This window comes from Streptomyces sp. NPDC030143, assembly GCF_055573695.1.
Genome location: NZ_JBVIAY010000001.1, coordinates 326799 through 343288 on the forward strand (window position 1 = coordinate 326799; position 16490 = coordinate 343288).

The window sequence follows — 16490 nt, forward strand, 5'->3', positions numbered from 1 at the left end:
CGGCGGCGCGCCTCAGGCGCCGGGCCGTACGATCCCCTGGGCCCGCGCGGCCACCAGCCACTTGGGGAACTCGCCCACCAGCCGGTCGTACAGCTCCGCGTCGGACATCCGGCGCGGATCGGCACCGGCGTGGAAGAAGCCCGCGTTGTCGACGATCCGCCTGGCCGGCACGGCCAGGTCGTCGAGCTTGCGCAGGAAGTCGAACTGCTTGCTCCTCGCGTCGCCGAACCCGACGAACTGCCAGAACAGCGGCAGCTTGGCCGCCTTGCACAGGTACCGTTCCGCGGCGAGCTTGTTGATCGGGCCGCCGTCGGTCTGGAAGACGACCAGGGCCGGTTCGCGGGAGCCGCTGTCGAGGTAGTGGTCGATGACGGCGTCCATCGCCAGGTGGTAACTGGTCTTGCCCATGTGTCCCAGCCCGTCCACGATCCGCCGCACGCGGCCCTGGTGGTCGGCGAGGGCGATGTCGGTGACGGCGTCGACGTCGGTGGAGAAGAACACCACCGGCACCCGTCCGTCGTCGTCGAGGTGCGCCGACAGCCCCAGCACCCGGTCGGCGAGCGCCTGCACGCTGCCGTCCTGGTAGTACGGCTTCATCGATCCCGAGTAGTCGACCACCAGGTAGACGGCGGCCCGCAGCCCGTCCAGGCCGTGCTTCGTGAGCGAGACACCCGCGGTCTTGTACAGGTTGACCAGGGCGGGGGCGGTCTCCTGGACCTTGCTGAGACTGATCGCGACCATGCGCCCCACCTTCCCACACCAGGAAGGGGCGACGGCGCCTGCCCGGTCGTCCGGTCGGGGACAGTGGGGCAGGCGCCGTCAGTGTTCCGTACGCCGTTGTACGGGACGTTCTCGGTGGGCCGTCAGACCGTCAGCGCGCGGTCGGTCGGGCGGATCGGGGCCGGCAGTTCGCTGGTACCCGTCAGGAACCGGTCCACGCCGCGGGCGGCCGAGCGGCCCTCCGCGATCGCCCAGACGATGAGCGACTGGCCGCGGCCGGCGTCACCGGCGACGTACACACCGGGGACGTTGGTCTGGAAGTCGGCGTCGCGGGCGATGTTGCCGCGCTCGTCGAGCTCCAGGCCGAACTGCTCGACCAGACCGTTGTCCCGGTCGGTGCCGGTGAAGCCCATCGCGAGGGTGACCAGCTGGGCGGGGATCTTGCGCTCGGTGCCCGGCTTCGGGGTCAGCCTGCCGTCGACGAACTCCACCTCGGTGAGGTGCAGCCACTGGACGTTGCCGTCCTCGTCGCCCTCGAAGTGGGTGGTGGAGACGGAGTAGACCCGCTCGCCGCCCTCCTCGTGCGCGCTGGTGACCTTGTAGAGCATGGGGAAGGTCGGCCAGGGCTGGGCGACCGCGTTCCGCTCGTCGCCCGGGCGGGGCATGATCTCCAGCTGGGTGACGGAGGCCGCGCCCTGGCGGTGGGCGGTGCCCACGCAGTCCGCGCCGGTGTCGCCGCCGCCGATGACGACCACGTGCTTGCCCTCGGCGGTGACGGGGGGCGCCACGAAGTCGCCCTCCTGCACCTTGTTGGCCAGGGGCAGGTACTCCATCGCCTGGTAGACGCCCTTGAGCTCGCGGCCGGGGACCGGGAGGTCACGGGCGGTCGTCGCGCCGGCGGCGATGACGATCGCGTCGTAGCGCTTCTTCAGGTCGGTCGCCTTGAGGTCGCGGCCGATCTCGATGCCCGTGCGGAAGCGGGTGCCCTCCGCGCGCATCTGCTCGATACGGCGGTTGATGTGCCGCTTCTCCATCTTGAACTCGGGGATGCCGTAGCGGAGGAGGCCTCCGATGCGGTCCGCGCGCTCGTAGACGGCGACGGTGTGGCCCGCCCGCGTGAGCTGCTGGGCGGCGGCCAGGCCCGCCGGGCCCGAGCCGATGACCGCGACGGTCTTGCCGGACAGGCGTTCGGGCGCCTGCGGGGCGACGTCCCCGGTCTCCCACGCCTTGTCGATGATCGAGACCTCGACGTTCTTGATGGTGACCGGCGGCTGGTTGATGCCCAGCACGCACGCCGCCTCGCACGGGGCCGGGCACAGACGGCCCGTGAACTCCGGGAAGTTGTTCGTCGCGTGCAGACGCTCGGAGGCGGCCGCCCAGTCCTCGCGGTAGGCGTAGTCGTTCCACTCGGGGATCAGGTTCCCCAGCGGACAGCCGTTGTGGCAGAACGGGATGCCGCAGTCCATGCACCGGCTGGCCTGCTTGCTGATGATGGGCAGCAGCGAGCCGGGGACGTAGACCTCGTTCCAGTCCTTCAGACGCACCTCGACCGGACGGGACTTGGCGACCTCGCGGCCGTGGTTGAGAAAGCCCTTGGGATCAGCCATTGGTCGCCGCCTCCATCATCTTCTCGGTGATCTCGGTCTCGGAGAGACCGGCTCGCTCGGCGGCTTCCTTGGCGGCGAGCACTGCCTTGTACGTGCGGGGGATGATCTTGCTGAAGCGCTCCACGGACGCGTCCCAGTCGGCGAGCAGCTTCTCGGCGACGGTCGAGCCGGTCTCCTCGGCGTGGCGGCGCACCACGTCGTGCAGCCACTGCTTGTCCGCCTCGTCCAGCGCCTCGACCGCGTCGAGGTTGCCGACGTTGACGTTGTCGTGGTTCAGGTCGATCACGTAGGCGACGCCGCCGGACATGCCGGCCGCGAAGTTGCGGCCCGTCTCGCCGAGGACGACGGCGTGACCGCCGGTCATGTACTCGCAGCCGTGGTCGCCCACGCCCTCGGAGACGACCAGCGCGCCGGAGTTGCGGACGCAGAACCGCTCGCCCGTGCGGCCGCGCAGGAACAGCTCGCCGCCGGTCGCGCCGTAGGCGATGGTGTTGCCCGCGATCGTGGAGAACTCGGCGAGGTGGTCGGCGCCCCGGTCGGGACGGACGACCACCCGGCCGCCGGACAGGCCCTTGCCGACGTAGTCGTTGGCGTCGCCCTCCAGGCGCAGCGTGACACCGCGCGGCAGGAAGGCGCCGAAGGACTGGCCCGCGCTGCCGGTGAAGGTGACGTCGATGGTGTCGTCGGGCAGACCGGCCCCGCCGAACTTCTTCGTCACCTCGTGGCCGAGCATGGTGCCGACCGTGCGGTTGATGTTGCGGATGGAGACCTGGGCGCGCACCGGCTGGGCGTCGGTCGCCGTGTCGGCGGCCAGGGCGTCGGCGGCGAGCTTGATCAGCTCGTTGTCGAGCGCCTTCTCCAGGCCGTGGTCCTGCTCGATCAGCTGGTGGCGCACCGCGCCCTCGGGCAGCTCGGGCACGTGGAACAGCGGTGCCAGGTCCAGGCCCTGCGCCTTCCAGTGGTCGACGGCGCGCTCGACGTCGAGGACCTCGGCGTGGCCGACGGCCTCCTCGATCGAGCGGAAGCCGAGCTCGGCCAGCAGCTCGCGGACCTCCTGCGCGATGAACCGGAAGAAGTTCACCACGTATTCGGCCTTGCCGGAGAACCGGTCGCGCAGCGTCGGGTTCTGGGTGGCGATGCCGACCGGGCAGGTGTCCAGGTGGCAGACGCGCATCATGACGCAGCCGGAGACGACGAGCGGCGCGGTCGCGAAACCGAACTCCTCGGCGCCGAGCAGCGCGGCGATGACCACGTCACGGCCGGTCTTGAGCTGGCCGTCGGTCTGCACGACGATGCGGTCGCGCAGGCCGTTGAGCAGCAGCGTCTGCTGGGTCTCGGCGAGACCGAGCTCCCAGGGGCCGCCCGCGTGCTTGAGCGAGGTGAGCGGGGAGGCACCCGTGCCGCCGTCGTGGCCGGAGATGAGCACGACGTCCGCGTGCGCCTTCGACACACCCGCCGCGACGGTGCCGACGCCGACCTCGGAGACCAGCTTGACGTGGATGCGCGCCTGCGGGTTGGCGTTCTTCAGGTCGTGGATCAGCTGGGCCAGGTCCTCGATGGAGTAGATGTCGTGGTGCGGCGGCGGGGAGATGAGTCCCACGCCCGGCGTCGAGTGCCGGGTCTTGGCCACCCACGGGTACACCTTGTGGCCGGGCAGCTGGCCGCCCTCGCCGGGCTTGGCACCCTGGGCCATCTTGATCTGGATGTCGTCCGCGTTGACCAGGTACTCCGAGGTCACGCCGAAGCGGCCGGAGGCGACCTGCTTGATGGCGGACCGGCGCACCGGGTCGTACAGGCGCTCCGGGTCCTCGCCGCCCTCACCGGTGTTGGACTTGCCGCCCAGCTGGTTCATGGCGATGGCGAGGGTCTCGTGCGCCTCCTTGGAGATGGAGCCGTACGACATGGCGCCGGTGGAGAAGCGCTTGACGATCTCGCTGACCGGCTCGACCTCGTCGACGGGGATCGGCTGGCGGTCCCCGCTCTTGAAGCCGAACAGGCCGCGCAGCGTCATCAGGCGCTCGGACTGCTCGTTCACCCGGTCCGTGTACTTCTTGAAGATGTCGAAGCGGCCGGTGCGGGTGGAGTGCTGGAGGCGGAAGACCGTCTCCGGGTCGAACAGGTGCGGCTCGCCCTCGCGGCGCCACTGGTACTCGCCGCCTATGTCGAGGGCGCGGTGGGCGGGCGCGATGCCGGAGGCCGGGTACGCCTTGGCGTGGCGGGCGGCGACCTCCTGGGCGATGACGTCGATGCCGACGCCGCCGATCTTGGTGGCCGTGCCGTTGAAGTACTTCTCGACGAAGGCCTCGTCGAGGCCGACGGCCTCGAAGACCTGGGCGCCGCGGTAGGAGGCGACGGTCGAGATGCCCATCTTGGACATGACCTTCAGGACGCCCTTGCCGAGGGCGTAGATCAGGTTGCGGATGGCCTGCTCGGCCTCGATGTCCGACAGGAAGGTGCCCGCGCGCACCAGGTCCTCGACGGTCTCCATCGCCAGGTACGGGTTGACGGCGGCGGCGCCGAAGCCGATCAGCAGGGCGACGTGGTGGACCTCGCGGACGTCGCCGGCCTCGACGAGCAGACCCACCTGGGTGCGCTGCTTGGTGCGGATGAGGTGGTGGTGGACGGCCGCGGTGAGCAGCAGTGAGGGGATCGGCGCGTGCTCGGCGTCGGAGTGACGGTCCGACAGGACGATGAGGCGGGCGCCGTTGTCGATGGCCGCGTCGGCCTCGGCGCAGATCTCCTCGATGCGCGCGGCGAGGGCGTCGCCGCCGCCGTGCACCCGGTACAGGCCGGAGAGGGTCGCGGCCTTGAAGCCGGGCATGTCGCCGTCGGCGTTGATGTGGATGAGCTTGGCCAGCTCGTCGTTGTCGATCACCGGGAAGGGCAGGGTGACCGAACGGCAGGAGGCGGCGGTGGGCTCCAGCAGGTTGCCCTCGGGGCCCAGCGAGGAGCGCAGGGAGGTGACCAGTTCCTCGCGGATCGCGTCCAGCGGCGGGTTGGTGACCTGGGCGAACAGCTGGGTGAAGTAGTCGAAGAGCAGCCGCGGGCGCGAGGACAGCGCGGCGATCGGCGAGTCGGTGCCCATGGAGCCGATCGGCTCGGCGCCGGCCTTGGCCATCGGCGCCAGGATGACGCGCAGCTCCTCCTCGGTGTAGCCGAAGGTCTGCTGGCGGCGGGTGACCGAGGCGTGGGTGTGCACGATGTGCTCGCGCTCGGGCAGGTCGCCCAGTTCGATCTCACCGGCCTCGAGCCACTCGGCGTACGGCTTCTCGGCGGCGAGCTGCGCCTTGATCTCGTCGTCCTCGATGATGCGGTGCTCGGCGGTGTCGACGAGGAACATGCGGCCCGGCTGGAGGCGGCCCTTGCGGACGACCTTGGCGGGGTCGATGTCGAGGACGCCGACCTCGGAGCCGAGGACGACGAGGCCGTCGTCGGTGACCCAGTAGCGGCCGGGGCGCAGGCCGTTGCGGTCGAGCACGGCGCCGACCTGGGTGCCGTCGGTGAAGGTGACGCAGGCGGGGCCGTCCCAGGGCTCCATCATCGTGGAGTGGAACTGGTAGAAGGCGCGTCGGGCCGGGTCCATGGAGTCGTGGTTCTCCCACGCCTCCGGGATCATCATCAGCACGGCGTGCGGGAGCGAGCGTCCGCCGAGGTGCAGCAGTTCGAGCACCTCGTCGAAGGACGCCGAGTCGGAGGCGTCCGGCGTGCAGACGGGGAAGACGCGCTCCAGCTTGTCCTGCGGGCCGAACAGGTCGGAGACCAGCTGCGACTCACGGGCGCGCATCCAGTTGCGGTTGCCCTTGACGGTGTTGATCTCACCGTTGTGCGCGACGAACCGGTAGGGGTGCGCGAGCGGCCAGCTGGGGAAGGTGTTCGTGGAGAAGCGCGAGTGGACCAGGGCGACGGCCGAGGCGAAGCGGCGGTCGGACAGGTCGGGGAAGAACGGCTCGAGCTGGCCGGTGGTCAGCATGCCCTTGTGGACGATCGTCCGCGCCGACAGCGAGGGGAAGTAGACGCCGGCCTCGCGCTCGGCGCGCTTGCGCAGCACGAACGCGCGGCGGTCGAGGTCGATGCCCCGGCTCGCGCCGTCCCCGGACTCCGTCCGGGAGGGGCCCCCGGCGACGAAGATCTCCCGGAACACCGGCATCGTCGAGCGCGCGGTGGCGCCGAGGAGTCCGGGGGCGACGGGGACCTCGCGCCAGCCGAGGACGGTGAGGCCTTCCTCAGCGGCGATCGCCTCGATCTGTGAGACGGCCTCGTCGGCGGAGTCCTCCGGCAGGAAGGCGATGCCGACGGCGTAGGCACCGGCCTCGGGCAGGTCGAAGCCGGCCACCTCGCGGAAGAAGGCGTCGGGGACCTGGGTCAGGATGCCCGCGCCGTCGCCGGAGTCCGGCTCGGAGCCGGTGGCGCCGCGGTGCTCGAGGTTGCGCAGTACGGTCAGCGCCTGCTCGACCAGCGTGTGGCTCGCCTCGCCGGTGAGGTTGGCCACGAATCCCACGCCGCACGCGTCGTGTTCGTTGCGGGGGTCGTACATACCCTGCGCAGCAGGGCGAGCATCCATGAAAGACCAGTTCCGGCCATTCATGGAGTGCTGGGACGGCTGGCGCGGCGTACGCATCGGCTCTCCCGTCGTCGTCAAGTGGCATATGCAGATTGCCGAGGGACGACGTTGGCCCTCTGCGTGAGTGCAAAATTTCGTGCAGGTTACATGATGGAGCGGTTCTCGGGAACCGGATACTCCGTTCCAACATGCGGACGCCGTGCGGTCGCGGCGGGGGTACCGCGCACATGGCCGGAAAGTATGGGGGAGCCGAGCCGGACACCCTCGATCAGATCGGTGTCCGTCGGTCCGAGGCGGCGGAGCGGGCGTCTTCACCCACCCCGCGAGTGCGCCGCAGGCGTCATTGCCCACAGCGCTTACGGCTCATGCCCGTTGGTCATGCGGTCGAAACCAGTGAGTAACGGCTACTTATGCGGCCCCTCGCATAAGTAGCGGCCGAGTCATCCTACGGCGGTTCCGAACCAACTGCCCAGGGCGTACGTCACACCGGCCGCCGCACCTCCCAGGGCGAGCTGCCGCAGCCCGCTGTACCACCAGGTCCGCGCCGTCACCCGCGCCACGACCGCGCCGCACAGGAAGAGACCGAACAGCGCGAGCAGCACGGCGGGCCACAGGGAGGTCGCCCCGAGCAGGTACGGCAGGACGGGCAGCAGCGCACCCAGCGCGAAGGAGCCGAAGCTGGACACGGCGGCGACCAGCGGCGAGGGCAGGTCCCCGGGGTCGATGCCCAGTTCCTCGCGGGCGTGGATCTCCAGGGCCTGCTCGGGATCCGTGGACAGCTGCCGCGCCACCTCACGGGCCAGGTGCGGCTCGACCCCGCGCGCCTCGTAGAGCGCGGCGAGTTCGGCCTCCTCGTCCTTGGGGTGTCTGCGCAGCTCCCGGCGCTCGACGTCCAGCTCGGCCTCGACCAGCTCGCGCTGCGAGGCGACGGAGGTGTACTCGCCGGCGGCCATCGAGAAGGCCCCCGCGGCGAGACCCGCGAGGCCGGTGATGACGACGGTCTGCTGGCCGACGGAACCGCCCGCGACACCGGTCATCAGCGCGAGGTTGGAGACCAGGCCGTCCATCGCCCCGAACACGGCCGGGCGCAGCCAGCCGCCGTTGACGTCCCGGTGGGTGTGGTTGTCGCGGTGCGCCTCGTGCAGCGCCGCCTCGGTCTCGATGATGGCCATCGGGCTCCCCCAGAAAGCTTAGGCAAAGCTAAATCTTGGACTTGTTCCACTTTTCGACAACGCTCACCGTACGCCTCCTCATTCCGGGCCGCCAGCAAGGAAAGGCTCGGCTAACCTGCGGTTTTACCTCTCTTCGCTCATTCGTGTGCAGGGCCGCACAGATGTCGACCGGGTGACATGAGGGGCCGGGAGGCTCAGGTCAACCGCCGACGGTGGGACACATCCGCAGAGGGCTCCGCGCCCGTGCGGAACCCCCGGAGGAGAGGTGGGGTATGGCATCGATCGCCCGCATTCCCTCGGTCCCGGCGCCGGGGGACGCCGCCCTACTGCGCGAACGGGCCCGCGGCGCCCTGCTCGGTCTCGCCGTCGGAGACGCCCTCGGAGCACCGGCCGAGAACATGCGGCCCTCGGAGATCCGCGCCCGCTGGGGCCGGATCACCGGGTACGTCGCCGAGAAGCCGGCGGGCACGGACGACACGGAGTACGCGATCTTCTCCGGCCTGCTGCTCGCCCGGCACGGCTCCGCGCTCACCCCGGCGCACGTGGAGGCGGCCTGGCACCGGTGGATCGCCGACCGCGACGAGGGCCCCTTCCGCGGGGCCGGCTTCAGTGAGCGCGGCACGCTGGAGAACCTCCGCCGGGGCCTGGCCGCCCCCATCTCGGCCCAGCACCGGCACGCCTGGAGCGACGGTCTCGCGATGCGCGCGGCGCCCTTCGGCGTCTTCGCCGCGGGCCGCCCGGCCGAGGCGGCCCGTCTGGTGGCCGTCGACGGCTCGGTCAGCCACGACGGCGAGGGCATCTACGGCGGCCAGGCGGTCGCGGCGGGCGTGGCCGCGGCGATGGCCGGCGCCCCGACGATCGCCGTCGTCGCCTCCGCCCTGGCCGTCGTCCCCGAGGACTCCTGGACGGCCCGCTCCCTGCGCCGGGCCGTGGCCGTGGCCCACCGCGGCGAACGCGCGGTCCGCTCGGCCGTCGTCGTCGGCGGCTACCCGTGGACCGACCTGGCCCCCGAGGCGGTGGCCCTCGCCTTCGGCGCGTACGCGGCGGCCGACGGCGACTTCGCACAGGCGGTCCTCACGGCGGTGAACATGGGCCGCGACGCCGACACCACGGCGGCGGTGGCGGGCGCGCTGGCCGGCGCGACCCAGGGCGAGTCGGCCATCCCGGCGGAGTGGGCGGCGGCCATCGGCCCGGCGCGCGGCAGCTGCCTGCCGTCGATGGCGGGCCACCACGTCCTCGACGTGGCGGAGCTGCTGACACCGGGAGACGACGAGCACGACGGCCGCACCGCGCACGCCGCGCGCGACGAGACGGAGGTGCGCGGATGACCCCGCCGGCACCGTGGGACGGGCAAACCCCCGCACACCCGATCGAACCGCCCGCGACCGCCGACGGCGGGGAGACGGGCGGGGAGACGGGGGACGGCGCGGCCGTGAGCCTTGTGACCGAAGGCGGAACCGCGCCCGAGGGCCACACCGAAGCCGAGGACCGAACCCGAGCCGAAGAGCGAACCACGGCAGAAGGCCGTGCCCGATCCGCAGCCGAGGCGCGAATCGAGACCGAAGGCCGAGTCAAGGCCGAAGACCGCCACACGACCGCAGACCGCCTCACGACGACAGCCCGCCTCACGACCGCAGACCGCCTCACGACGACAGCCCGCCACACGACCGCAGACCGCACCCTGGCCGAGGCCGCCGAAGGTCGTACCGAGGCCGCACGGCCGGCCCCCCACCGGACGGCCCGCCGCATCGAGGGCCTCCTGCTGGGCCTGGCCGCGGGCGACGCCGCCGGCTGGCCCGCCGCCCGCCACCGCGCCGCCCGCATGCCGCAGTGGACCCGCCGCCTCACCCGCGAACTGGACACCTTCGCCGAGCACAACGCGACGACCACCCTGCCCGTCCCCATCGCCCTCAACCAGCCGCCCGAACCCCTCCGTCTCGGCCCCTCCGACGACGCCGAGTGGGCGGCGTTCGCCGCGGAGGCCGTCCTGCGGGCCGGCGATGACGGCGCCCTCGGCGACCTCAGCCGGGAACGCCGCACCCGCGCCGCCATCGACCTCACCTGGAACGCGCTGGCGAGCGAGGTCGCGGCGGCGGCCGACCGCGCCCCCGAGGTCGAGTCGGCCGTCCTGCCCCTGCGCGCCCGCATCTCCGTGCGGGCCGGCCTCGGCAACCTCGCCGCCGGCCTGCGCCCGCCCGCCACCGGCCACGACAACCCGCACTACTTCGACGACGCCGCCTGCGTCCGCGCCTGCGTGCTCGCCGTGGCCCACCCCGGCGACCCCCGACTCGCCGCCGAACTGGCCGAGTTCGACGCCCGCTACACCCAGGACGGCGACGGCGTCCACGGCGCCCGCGCGATGGCGGCGGCACTCGCCCTCGCCCTCGCCGGCGCGTCGACCGGGGCCTGCGTGACGGCGGCCCTCGCCGAACTCCCCGAGGCGACGGAGATCGGCCGCAACACCCGCCACGCGCTCACCCTCGCCCACCGGGCGGAGAGCGCCTTCGCACTGGTCCCGCTGCTGGAACACCAGATCGTCGACCACGTCTACAGCTACGGCATCGCCGCCGCCGAGACCGTGCCGGTCGCCCTGGCCCTGGCACTGGCCTCCGACGGCGCCATCGCCGAAGCCGTACCGGCGGCCGCCTGTCTGTCCCGGGTGGCCGACTCCGCCCCCGCGCTCGTGGGCGCCCTGACCGGCGCGCTGGGCGGCGGCGCCGCGATCCCGGCCGCCTGGCGCGACACCTGCCGCACCCTCTCCGGCTGCGCCCTGCCCCGCCTCACCGACACCGACCTGGTGGAACTCGCCGAACTCCTGGAAGCGGCACAACCGGCCCCACCAGGAGGATGATTCAGGGCATGACACCCAAATCGGATGCAGGCCGTGTCGGAACCCTGGAGGAACGCATCACCGGCGCCCTCGTCGGCGCGGCCGTCGGCGACGCCCTCGGCGGCCCCGTCGAGGGCTACTCCCCCGACCAGATCCTCCAGCGGCACGGCGGGCGCGTCACCGGCGTCGTCGGCCCCTGGAACGGCGACGACTGGCGCACCGCCCGCCCGATCGCCCCCTACCACAAGGGCGACGGACACGTCACCGACGACACGTTGATGACCCACGCCCTGGTCAGGGTCTACGCCACGGTCCGCGACCACCTGGACGCCCATGCGCTCGCCGAGCACCTGGTCCCCGACCTGATGACGACCCCGCGCTGGATCCCGGAGCTGGAGGCCGAGGCGCTCCCCCTCCAGCGCGTCTTCCTCGCCGAGAAGTGGCTGGTGGCCCGGCTCCACTACGGCCATGTCGACCCCCGCGAGGCGGGCGTCGGAAACATCGTCAACTGCGGCGCTGCGATGTACATGGCCCCGGCCGGCCTGGTCAACGCGGCCGATCCGGCGGCCGCGTACGCCGAGGCGGTCGACATCGCCGGCGCCCACCAGTCGTCCTACGGCCGGGAGGCGGCGGGCGTCCTCGCGGCGGCGGTGGCGGCCGCCTGCACCCCGGGGGCGACGCCGGACTCGGTGGTGACGGCGTGCCTGTCGCTGGCCAAGGACGGCACCCGGACGGCGATCGAGAAGGTCTGCGAAGAGGCCTCCCGTCACAGCGACTTCGAGTCGGCGCTGGTCCCGCTGCGGGAGGCGGTGGCCCCGTACGACACGGTGGGCCCCGACTACCGTCGGCCCTCGCTGGCCGCCCGCCGCCCCTCCCGCGTGCACGCCATCGAGGAACTGCCGGTGGCGCTCGGAATGCTGCTGGTCGCGGGCGGCGACTACCGGCACTGCGTCCTCGGCGCGGTGAACTACGGCCGCGACTGCGACTCGATCGCGACGATGGCGGGCGCGATCGCCGGCGCCCTGGGCTCCCCCGTCCCCGACGCGTGGTCGAAGCAGGTGGCGGAGGCCAGCCGCCTGGACCTGTGGGCACCGGCGACGGTCCTCGCCGCGGTGGCCCGGGAGGTCTTCGCGCGCGACGTCCGCCGCCGCAGGGCCCACGAGCAGGCGTTCAACGCGTTGGGAGGCAGGTGATGCTCCGCCTGACCTGGGTCCAGCCGGAGGACCTCGTCGGCCACGAGCTGCGCCAGGCGGCCCAGGACGGCCGGGAGCCCCGGGCGGTCGCCGCCCGCTGGCGAGCGGCGGGGGGCGCCGAGGCCCCGCAGCGCACCGGCGCCTCCGCGCACCGCGCCGGTCGTTATCTCCGCCGGCTCGCGGAGGACCTCCTGGACGAACTGGCCGACCTGCCCAGCACCTTGACGGAGGACGAGCCGACAGACCTGGACCTCATCCGTCGCCGCTGCGGACAGGCGTGGCCACACCGGGACGCCACCCCGTCGGCGGCGGCCCGCTCGCCCCGCCCCCCGGCCCCCGCCGCCCTGGAAGCAGCCTGGCTGGGCCGGGCCGTCGGCTGCCTCCTCGGCAAACCCGTGGAGAAGCTCCCCCTCACCGCCATCCGCCGGCTCGCCCGCTCCACCGGCAACTGGCCCCTCACCACCTGGTTCACCGCGAAGGGTGTCCCCGCGGCCCTCCTCGAAGCCCACCCGTGGAACCGCCGCTCGGCCTCCACCTCCCTCGCCGAGAACATCGACGGCATGCCCGAGGACGACGACCTCAACTACCCCCTGCTCAATCTGATCCTGCTGCGACGTCACGGCAGGTCCTTCACCACCACCGACGTGGCGACGACCTGGCTGGACGAACTCCCCGCGGGCCGCACCTTCACCGCCGAACGCCTCGCCTACCGCAATCTGCTCTGCGGCATCGAGCCCCCGCACACGGCCCGGCACCGCAACCCCTTCCGCGAATGGATCGGCGCCCTCATCCGCGCCGACGTCCACGGCTGGACCAACGCCGGCGACCCGGCCGCCGCGGCCGAGCAGGCCCACCGCGACGCCGCCCTCACCCACACCGCCAACGGCGTCTACGCGGCGATGTTCGCGGCGGCCACCATCGCCGCCGCGGCGACCGGCGAGCACGACGTCCACACCTGCCTCGCCGCCGGTCTCGCCGTCGTACCGCCCCGCTCCCGCCTCGCCCACGCCGTCCGCCACGCCCTCCGCCTGGCCCGCACCCACCAGGACTTCGACACGGTCGTGGACGAACTCCACGCCACCCACGACGCCACCTACCACTGGGTCCACGCGATCCCCAACACGGCCCTGATCGCCGCCGCCCTCACACACGCCGACGGCGACTTCACCGGCTCCGTCTGCCGTGCCGTGTCGGGCGGTTGGGACACCGACTCCAACGGCGCCACCGCCGGCAGCGTCGCCGGACTCCTTGCCGGCGACCCGGCCGCCCTCCCCGAGCGGTGGACGGCCCCCCTGAAGAACCGCCTCGCCGCCTCCGTCGCCGACTTCGACGGCACCGGCTTCGACACCCTCGCCCACCTCACCCACCGGGAGGCTGCACGCCCATGACCGACATCGTCGTGCTCGGCAGCACGAACATGGACCTCGTCGCCTACGTCGAGAAACCACCGCAGCGCGGGGAGACGGTTACAGGACGGGAGTTCCGCACGGTCCCCGGCGGCAAGGGCGCCAACCAGGCGATCGCGGCCGCCCACGCGGGTGCCGGCGTCTCGATGATCGGGGCCGTCGGCAACGACGCCTTCGGCTCCCGGCTGCGCTCCACCCTGGAGCACTCCGGTGTCGACACCGACCACCTGCGCACGGTCGAGGGCCCCTCCGGCACCGCCCACATCGTCGTCGACGACGAAGGCGGCAACGCGATCGTCGTCGTCCCCGGCGCGAACGGCACCGTCGACCACCTCGTCCCCGGCGACGAGGTCCTCATCGCCTCCGCCGACGCCCTGCTGCTCCAACTGGAGATCCCCCTCGCGGCGGTCGTCGCCGGCGCGCGCGCCGCCCGCTCCCACGGTGTCCGCACGATCCTCACCCCGGCCCCCGCCCAGCCCCTGCCGCCCCAACTGCTCGACGCCACCGACCTGTTGGTGCCCAACGAGCACGAGGCCGCAGCGCTCACCGGCCGCACCGACCCGCGCGAGGCCGCCCTCGCCCTCCTCGACAGCGTCCCCGAGGTCGTCGTCACGCTCGGCGCAGCCGGCAGTTTGTACGCGGCCCGCGGCGCCGAACCCCTCACCGTCCCCGCCCCGCACGTCACCGCCGTGGACTCCACCGGCGCGGGCGACACCTTCGTCGGCGCCCTCGCCGTGGCGCTCGGCGAGGAACGCACCGTGCGGGAGGCGCTGGCGTGGGCGGCCGCGGCCGCCGCGCTGTCCGTCCAGCGGCCCGGCGCGTCCGCGTCGATGCCGTACCGCTCCGAGATCGAGAAGCAGTACGCCTCATGAACGAGACGAACACCAGCCCGCTGACCGGCCTGCGCGTCCTCGACCTGGCCACCCTGTTCGCCGGCCCGCTCGCCGCCACCCTGCTGGGCGACTTCGGCGCGGAGGTCGTCAAGGTGGAGCACCCGGCGAAGCCCGACCCCTCCCGGGGCCACGGCCCGTCCAAGGACGGCGTCGGCCTGTGGTGGAAGCTCCTCGGCCGCAACAAGCGCACCATCACCCTCGACCTCTCCCGGCCCGGCGGCCGCGCCACCCTGCTGCGGCTCGCCGCCACCGCCGACGTGATCATCGAGAACTTCCGCCCCGGAACCCTGGAGAAGTGGGACCTCGGCTGGGAGGAACTGTCGGCGGCCAACCCGCGCCTGGTCCTCACCCGCGTCACCGCCTTCGGCCAGTTCGGCCCCTACGCCCACCGCCCCGGCTTCGGCACCCTCGCCGAGGCGATGAGCGGCTTCGCCGCGATCACCGGCGAACCGGACGCACCCCCGACCCTCCCGCCGTTCGGCCTCGCCGACTCCATCGCCGGCCTGGCCACGGCATACGCGGTGATGACGGCGCTCGCGGCCCGCGAACGCACCGGCGAGGGCCAGGTGGTCGACATGGCGATCATCGAGCCGATCCTGACGGTCCTCGGCCCGCAGCCCCTCTGGTACGACCAGCTCGGCCACGTCCAGCCCCGCACCGGCAACCGCTCCCAGAACAACGCGCCGCGCAACACCTACCGCACGGCCGACGGCGACTGGGTCGCCGTGTCGACCTCTGCCCAGTCGGTGGCGGAACGCCTGATGGACCTGGTGGGCCGGCCCGACCTGATCGACGAGCCGTGGTTCGCGACCGGCGCCGGCCGGGCCGCCCACGCCGACGTCCTCGACGAGGCGGTCGGCCGCTGGATCGCCGCCCGCACCCGCACCGACGTCCTCGCGGCGTTCGAGAAGGCGGAGGCGGCCGTCGCCCCCGTCCAGGACGTCCGGGACGTCATGGCGGACCCCCAGTACCAGGCCCTCGACACGGTCACCACCGTCGACGACCCGGAACTCGGCCCGATCCGCATGCAGAACGTCCTCTTCCGCCTCTCCTCCACCCCCGGCGCGATCCGCTGGGCCGGCCGCCCGCACGGCGCCGACACCGAGGCGGTCCTCACCGAACTGGGCCTGACCGCCGCCGACCTGGCCGCCCTGCGCACGGAGGGCGCCCTGTGACCTTCCCGCTCACCTGGCTGTACGCCCCCGGGGACCGCCCGCACGTCGTCACCAAGGCGCTCGCCTGCGGAGCCGACGTCGTCGTGATCGACCTGGAGGACGCGGTCGCCCCCGAGCGCAAGGAGTACGCCCGCGCCGCGACCGCGGAACGCCTCACCGAGATCCAGCCGGTCCCCGTCCACGTGCGGATCAACGCCCTGGACGGCCCGCTCGCCGCCGCGGACCTGGCCGCGCTGGCGTCCCTGCCCGGACTCGCCGGGCTGCGCCTGCCGAAGGTGACGTCGCCCGCCCAGATCACCCGGATCGCGGAGCACATCGGGGTCCCGCTGCACGCCCTGCTGGAAACGGCCCTGGGCATCGAGCACGCGCACGCCGTCGCCGCCGCCCACCCGGCCCTGCGCGGTATCGCCCTCGGCGAGGCGGACCTCCGGGCCGACCTGGGCATCCGTGAGGACGCGGGCCTCGACTGGTGCCGTTCCCGGGTGGTCGTCGCCGCCCGGGCGGCCGGTCTTGCCCCACCGCCCCAGTCGGTCCACCCCGACACCCGGGACCTCCAGGGGCTGGCCTCGTCCTGCGCCCACGGCCGCGGCCTCGGCTTCCTGGGCCGCTCCGCGATCCACCCCCGTCAGCTGCCGATCATCGAACGCGCCTACCTACCCACGGAACAGGAGCTGGAGGAGGCCGAGACCGTCGTCAAGGCGGCCGCCACGGACCGGGGCGCCCAAGCCCTGCCGGACGGCCGTTTCGTCGACGCGGCCGTGGTGGCGGCGGCCCACCGCACGCTCTCCCTGGCCCGTCGGGACTGAGGTGTCCTTGCACTGCGCCCGCCCGGGCCGCGCGGCCTGATCAGGCGCTCATAGTGCAAGGCCCCCTGACAGACGGCGAGGGCGCCCGAGTCGGACCCGGGCGCCCTCGCCGTCGTGGAACCAGCGG

At 72.9% G+C, this 16490-nt stretch carries 11 protein-coding genes; 7 read left to right on the plus strand and 4 right to left on the minus strand.

Annotated features, from left to right (window positions below; translation table 11 throughout):
* Positions 1-12: 12 nt before the first annotated feature.
* The 4 genes from ACZ4YY_RS01435 to ACZ4YY_RS01450 form a co-directional block, all read right to left on the minus strand.
* Positions 13-741: a vWA domain-containing protein gene (locus ACZ4YY_RS01435; protein ID WP_468282224.1), complete on the minus strand. Its 729-nt coding sequence runs from the start codon at positions 739-741 to the stop codon at positions 13-15.
* 122 nt (positions 742-863) lie between these two features.
* Entirely contained in the window at positions 864-2327 is a 1464-nt protein-coding gene (locus tag ACZ4YY_RS01440; protein WP_468282227.1) for a glutamate synthase subunit beta, read from the minus strand.
* Positions 2320-6945 (minus strand): glutamate synthase large subunit, encoded by a 4626-nt coding sequence (gene gltB / locus ACZ4YY_RS01445; protein ID WP_468282230.1) that lies wholly within the window; start codon positions 6943-6945, stop codon positions 2320-2322. The genes ACZ4YY_RS01440 and gltB overlap by 8 nt, the downstream gene beginning before the upstream one ends.
* 383 nt (positions 6946-7328) lie before the next feature.
* Positions 7329-8060 carry a VIT1/CCC1 transporter family protein gene (locus tag ACZ4YY_RS01450; protein ID WP_468282233.1) on the minus strand — a complete coding sequence of 244 codons (732 nt, stop codon included), beginning with the start codon at positions 8058-8060 and terminating at the stop codon, positions 7329-7331.
* 272 nt (positions 8061-8332) lie between these two features.
* Here ACZ4YY_RS01450 and ACZ4YY_RS01455 point away from each other — a divergent pair, with 272 nt between their 5' ends.
* From ACZ4YY_RS01455 to ACZ4YY_RS01485, 7 genes are all read left to right on the plus strand, one after another.
* Positions 8333-9388 (plus strand): ADP-ribosylglycohydrolase family protein, encoded by a 1056-nt coding sequence (locus tag ACZ4YY_RS01455; protein ID WP_468282235.1) that lies wholly within the window; start codon positions 8333-8335, stop codon positions 9386-9388.
* Between the two features lie 353 nt (positions 9389-9741).
* The gene (locus ACZ4YY_RS01460; protein ID WP_468283203.1) at positions 9742-10911 is read left to right on the plus strand and encodes an ADP-ribosylglycohydrolase family protein; all 1170 of its coding nucleotides are present in this window, start codon (positions 9742-9744) and stop codon (positions 10909-10911) included.
* Positions 10912-10919: 8 nt separating this feature from the next.
* The gene (locus ACZ4YY_RS01465; RefSeq protein ID WP_468282238.1) at positions 10920-12083 is read left to right on the plus strand and encodes an ADP-ribosylglycohydrolase family protein; all 1164 of its coding nucleotides are present in this window, start codon (positions 10920-10922) and stop codon (positions 12081-12083) included.
* Positions 12083-13471: an ADP-ribosylglycohydrolase family protein gene (locus tag ACZ4YY_RS01470; protein WP_468282240.1), complete on the plus strand. Its 1389-nt coding sequence runs from the start codon at positions 12083-12085 to the stop codon at positions 13469-13471. Before ACZ4YY_RS01465 ends, ACZ4YY_RS01470 begins: the two co-directional genes overlap by 1 nt.
* Positions 13468-14361 carry a ribokinase gene (gene rbsK / locus ACZ4YY_RS01475; RefSeq protein ID WP_468282243.1) on the plus strand — a complete coding sequence of 298 codons (894 nt, stop codon included), beginning with the start codon at positions 13468-13470 and terminating at the stop codon, positions 14359-14361. Before ACZ4YY_RS01470 ends, rbsK begins: the two co-directional genes overlap by 4 nt.
* Positions 14358-15557, plus strand: a complete 1200-nt coding sequence (locus tag ACZ4YY_RS01480) for a CaiB/BaiF CoA transferase family protein (RefSeq protein WP_468282246.1) — start codon at positions 14358-14360, stop codon at positions 15555-15557. The genes rbsK and ACZ4YY_RS01480 overlap by 4 nt, the downstream gene beginning before the upstream one ends.
* The gene (locus tag ACZ4YY_RS01485) at positions 15554-16363 is read left to right on the plus strand and encodes an HpcH/HpaI aldolase/citrate lyase family protein (protein ID WP_468282249.1); all 810 of its coding nucleotides are present in this window, start codon (positions 15554-15556) and stop codon (positions 16361-16363) included. Before ACZ4YY_RS01480 ends, ACZ4YY_RS01485 begins: the two co-directional genes overlap by 4 nt.
* Positions 16364-16490 lie beyond the last annotated feature (127 nt).

Excerpts from the sequence above, each read along its gene's own strand:
- ACZ4YY_RS01470 (WP_468282240.1), top strand. The coding sequence starts at position 12,083 with ATGCTCCGCCTGACCTGGGTCCAGCCGGAGGACCTCGTCGGCCACGAG.
- ACZ4YY_RS01435 (WP_468282224.1), bottom strand. The coding sequence starts at position 741 with ATGGTCGCGATCAGTCTCAGCAAGGTCCAGGAGACCGCCCCCGCCCTG.
- ACZ4YY_RS01480 (WP_468282246.1), top strand. The coding sequence starts at position 14,358 with ATGAACGAGACGAACACCAGCCCGCTGACCGGCCTGCGCGTCCTCGAC.
- ACZ4YY_RS01465 (WP_468282238.1), top strand. The coding sequence starts at position 10,920 with ATGACACCCAAATCGGATGCAGGCCGTGTCGGAACCCTGGAGGAACGC.
- rbsK (WP_468282243.1), top strand. The coding sequence starts at position 13,468 with ATGACCGACATCGTCGTGCTCGGCAGCACGAACATGGACCTCGTCGCC.
- ACZ4YY_RS01440 (WP_468282227.1), bottom strand. The coding sequence starts at position 2,327 with ATGGCTGATCCCAAGGGCTTTCTCAACCACGGCCGCGAGGTCGCCAAG.
- ACZ4YY_RS01450 (WP_468282233.1), bottom strand. The coding sequence starts at position 8,060 with ATGGCCATCATCGAGACCGAGGCGGCGCTGCACGAGGCGCACCGCGAC.
- gltB (WP_468282230.1), bottom strand. The coding sequence starts at position 6,945 with ATGCGTACGCCGCGCCAGCCGTCCCAGCACTCCATGAATGGCCGGAAC.
- ACZ4YY_RS01455 (WP_468282235.1), top strand. The coding sequence starts at position 8,333 with ATGGCATCGATCGCCCGCATTCCCTCGGTCCCGGCGCCGGGGGACGCC.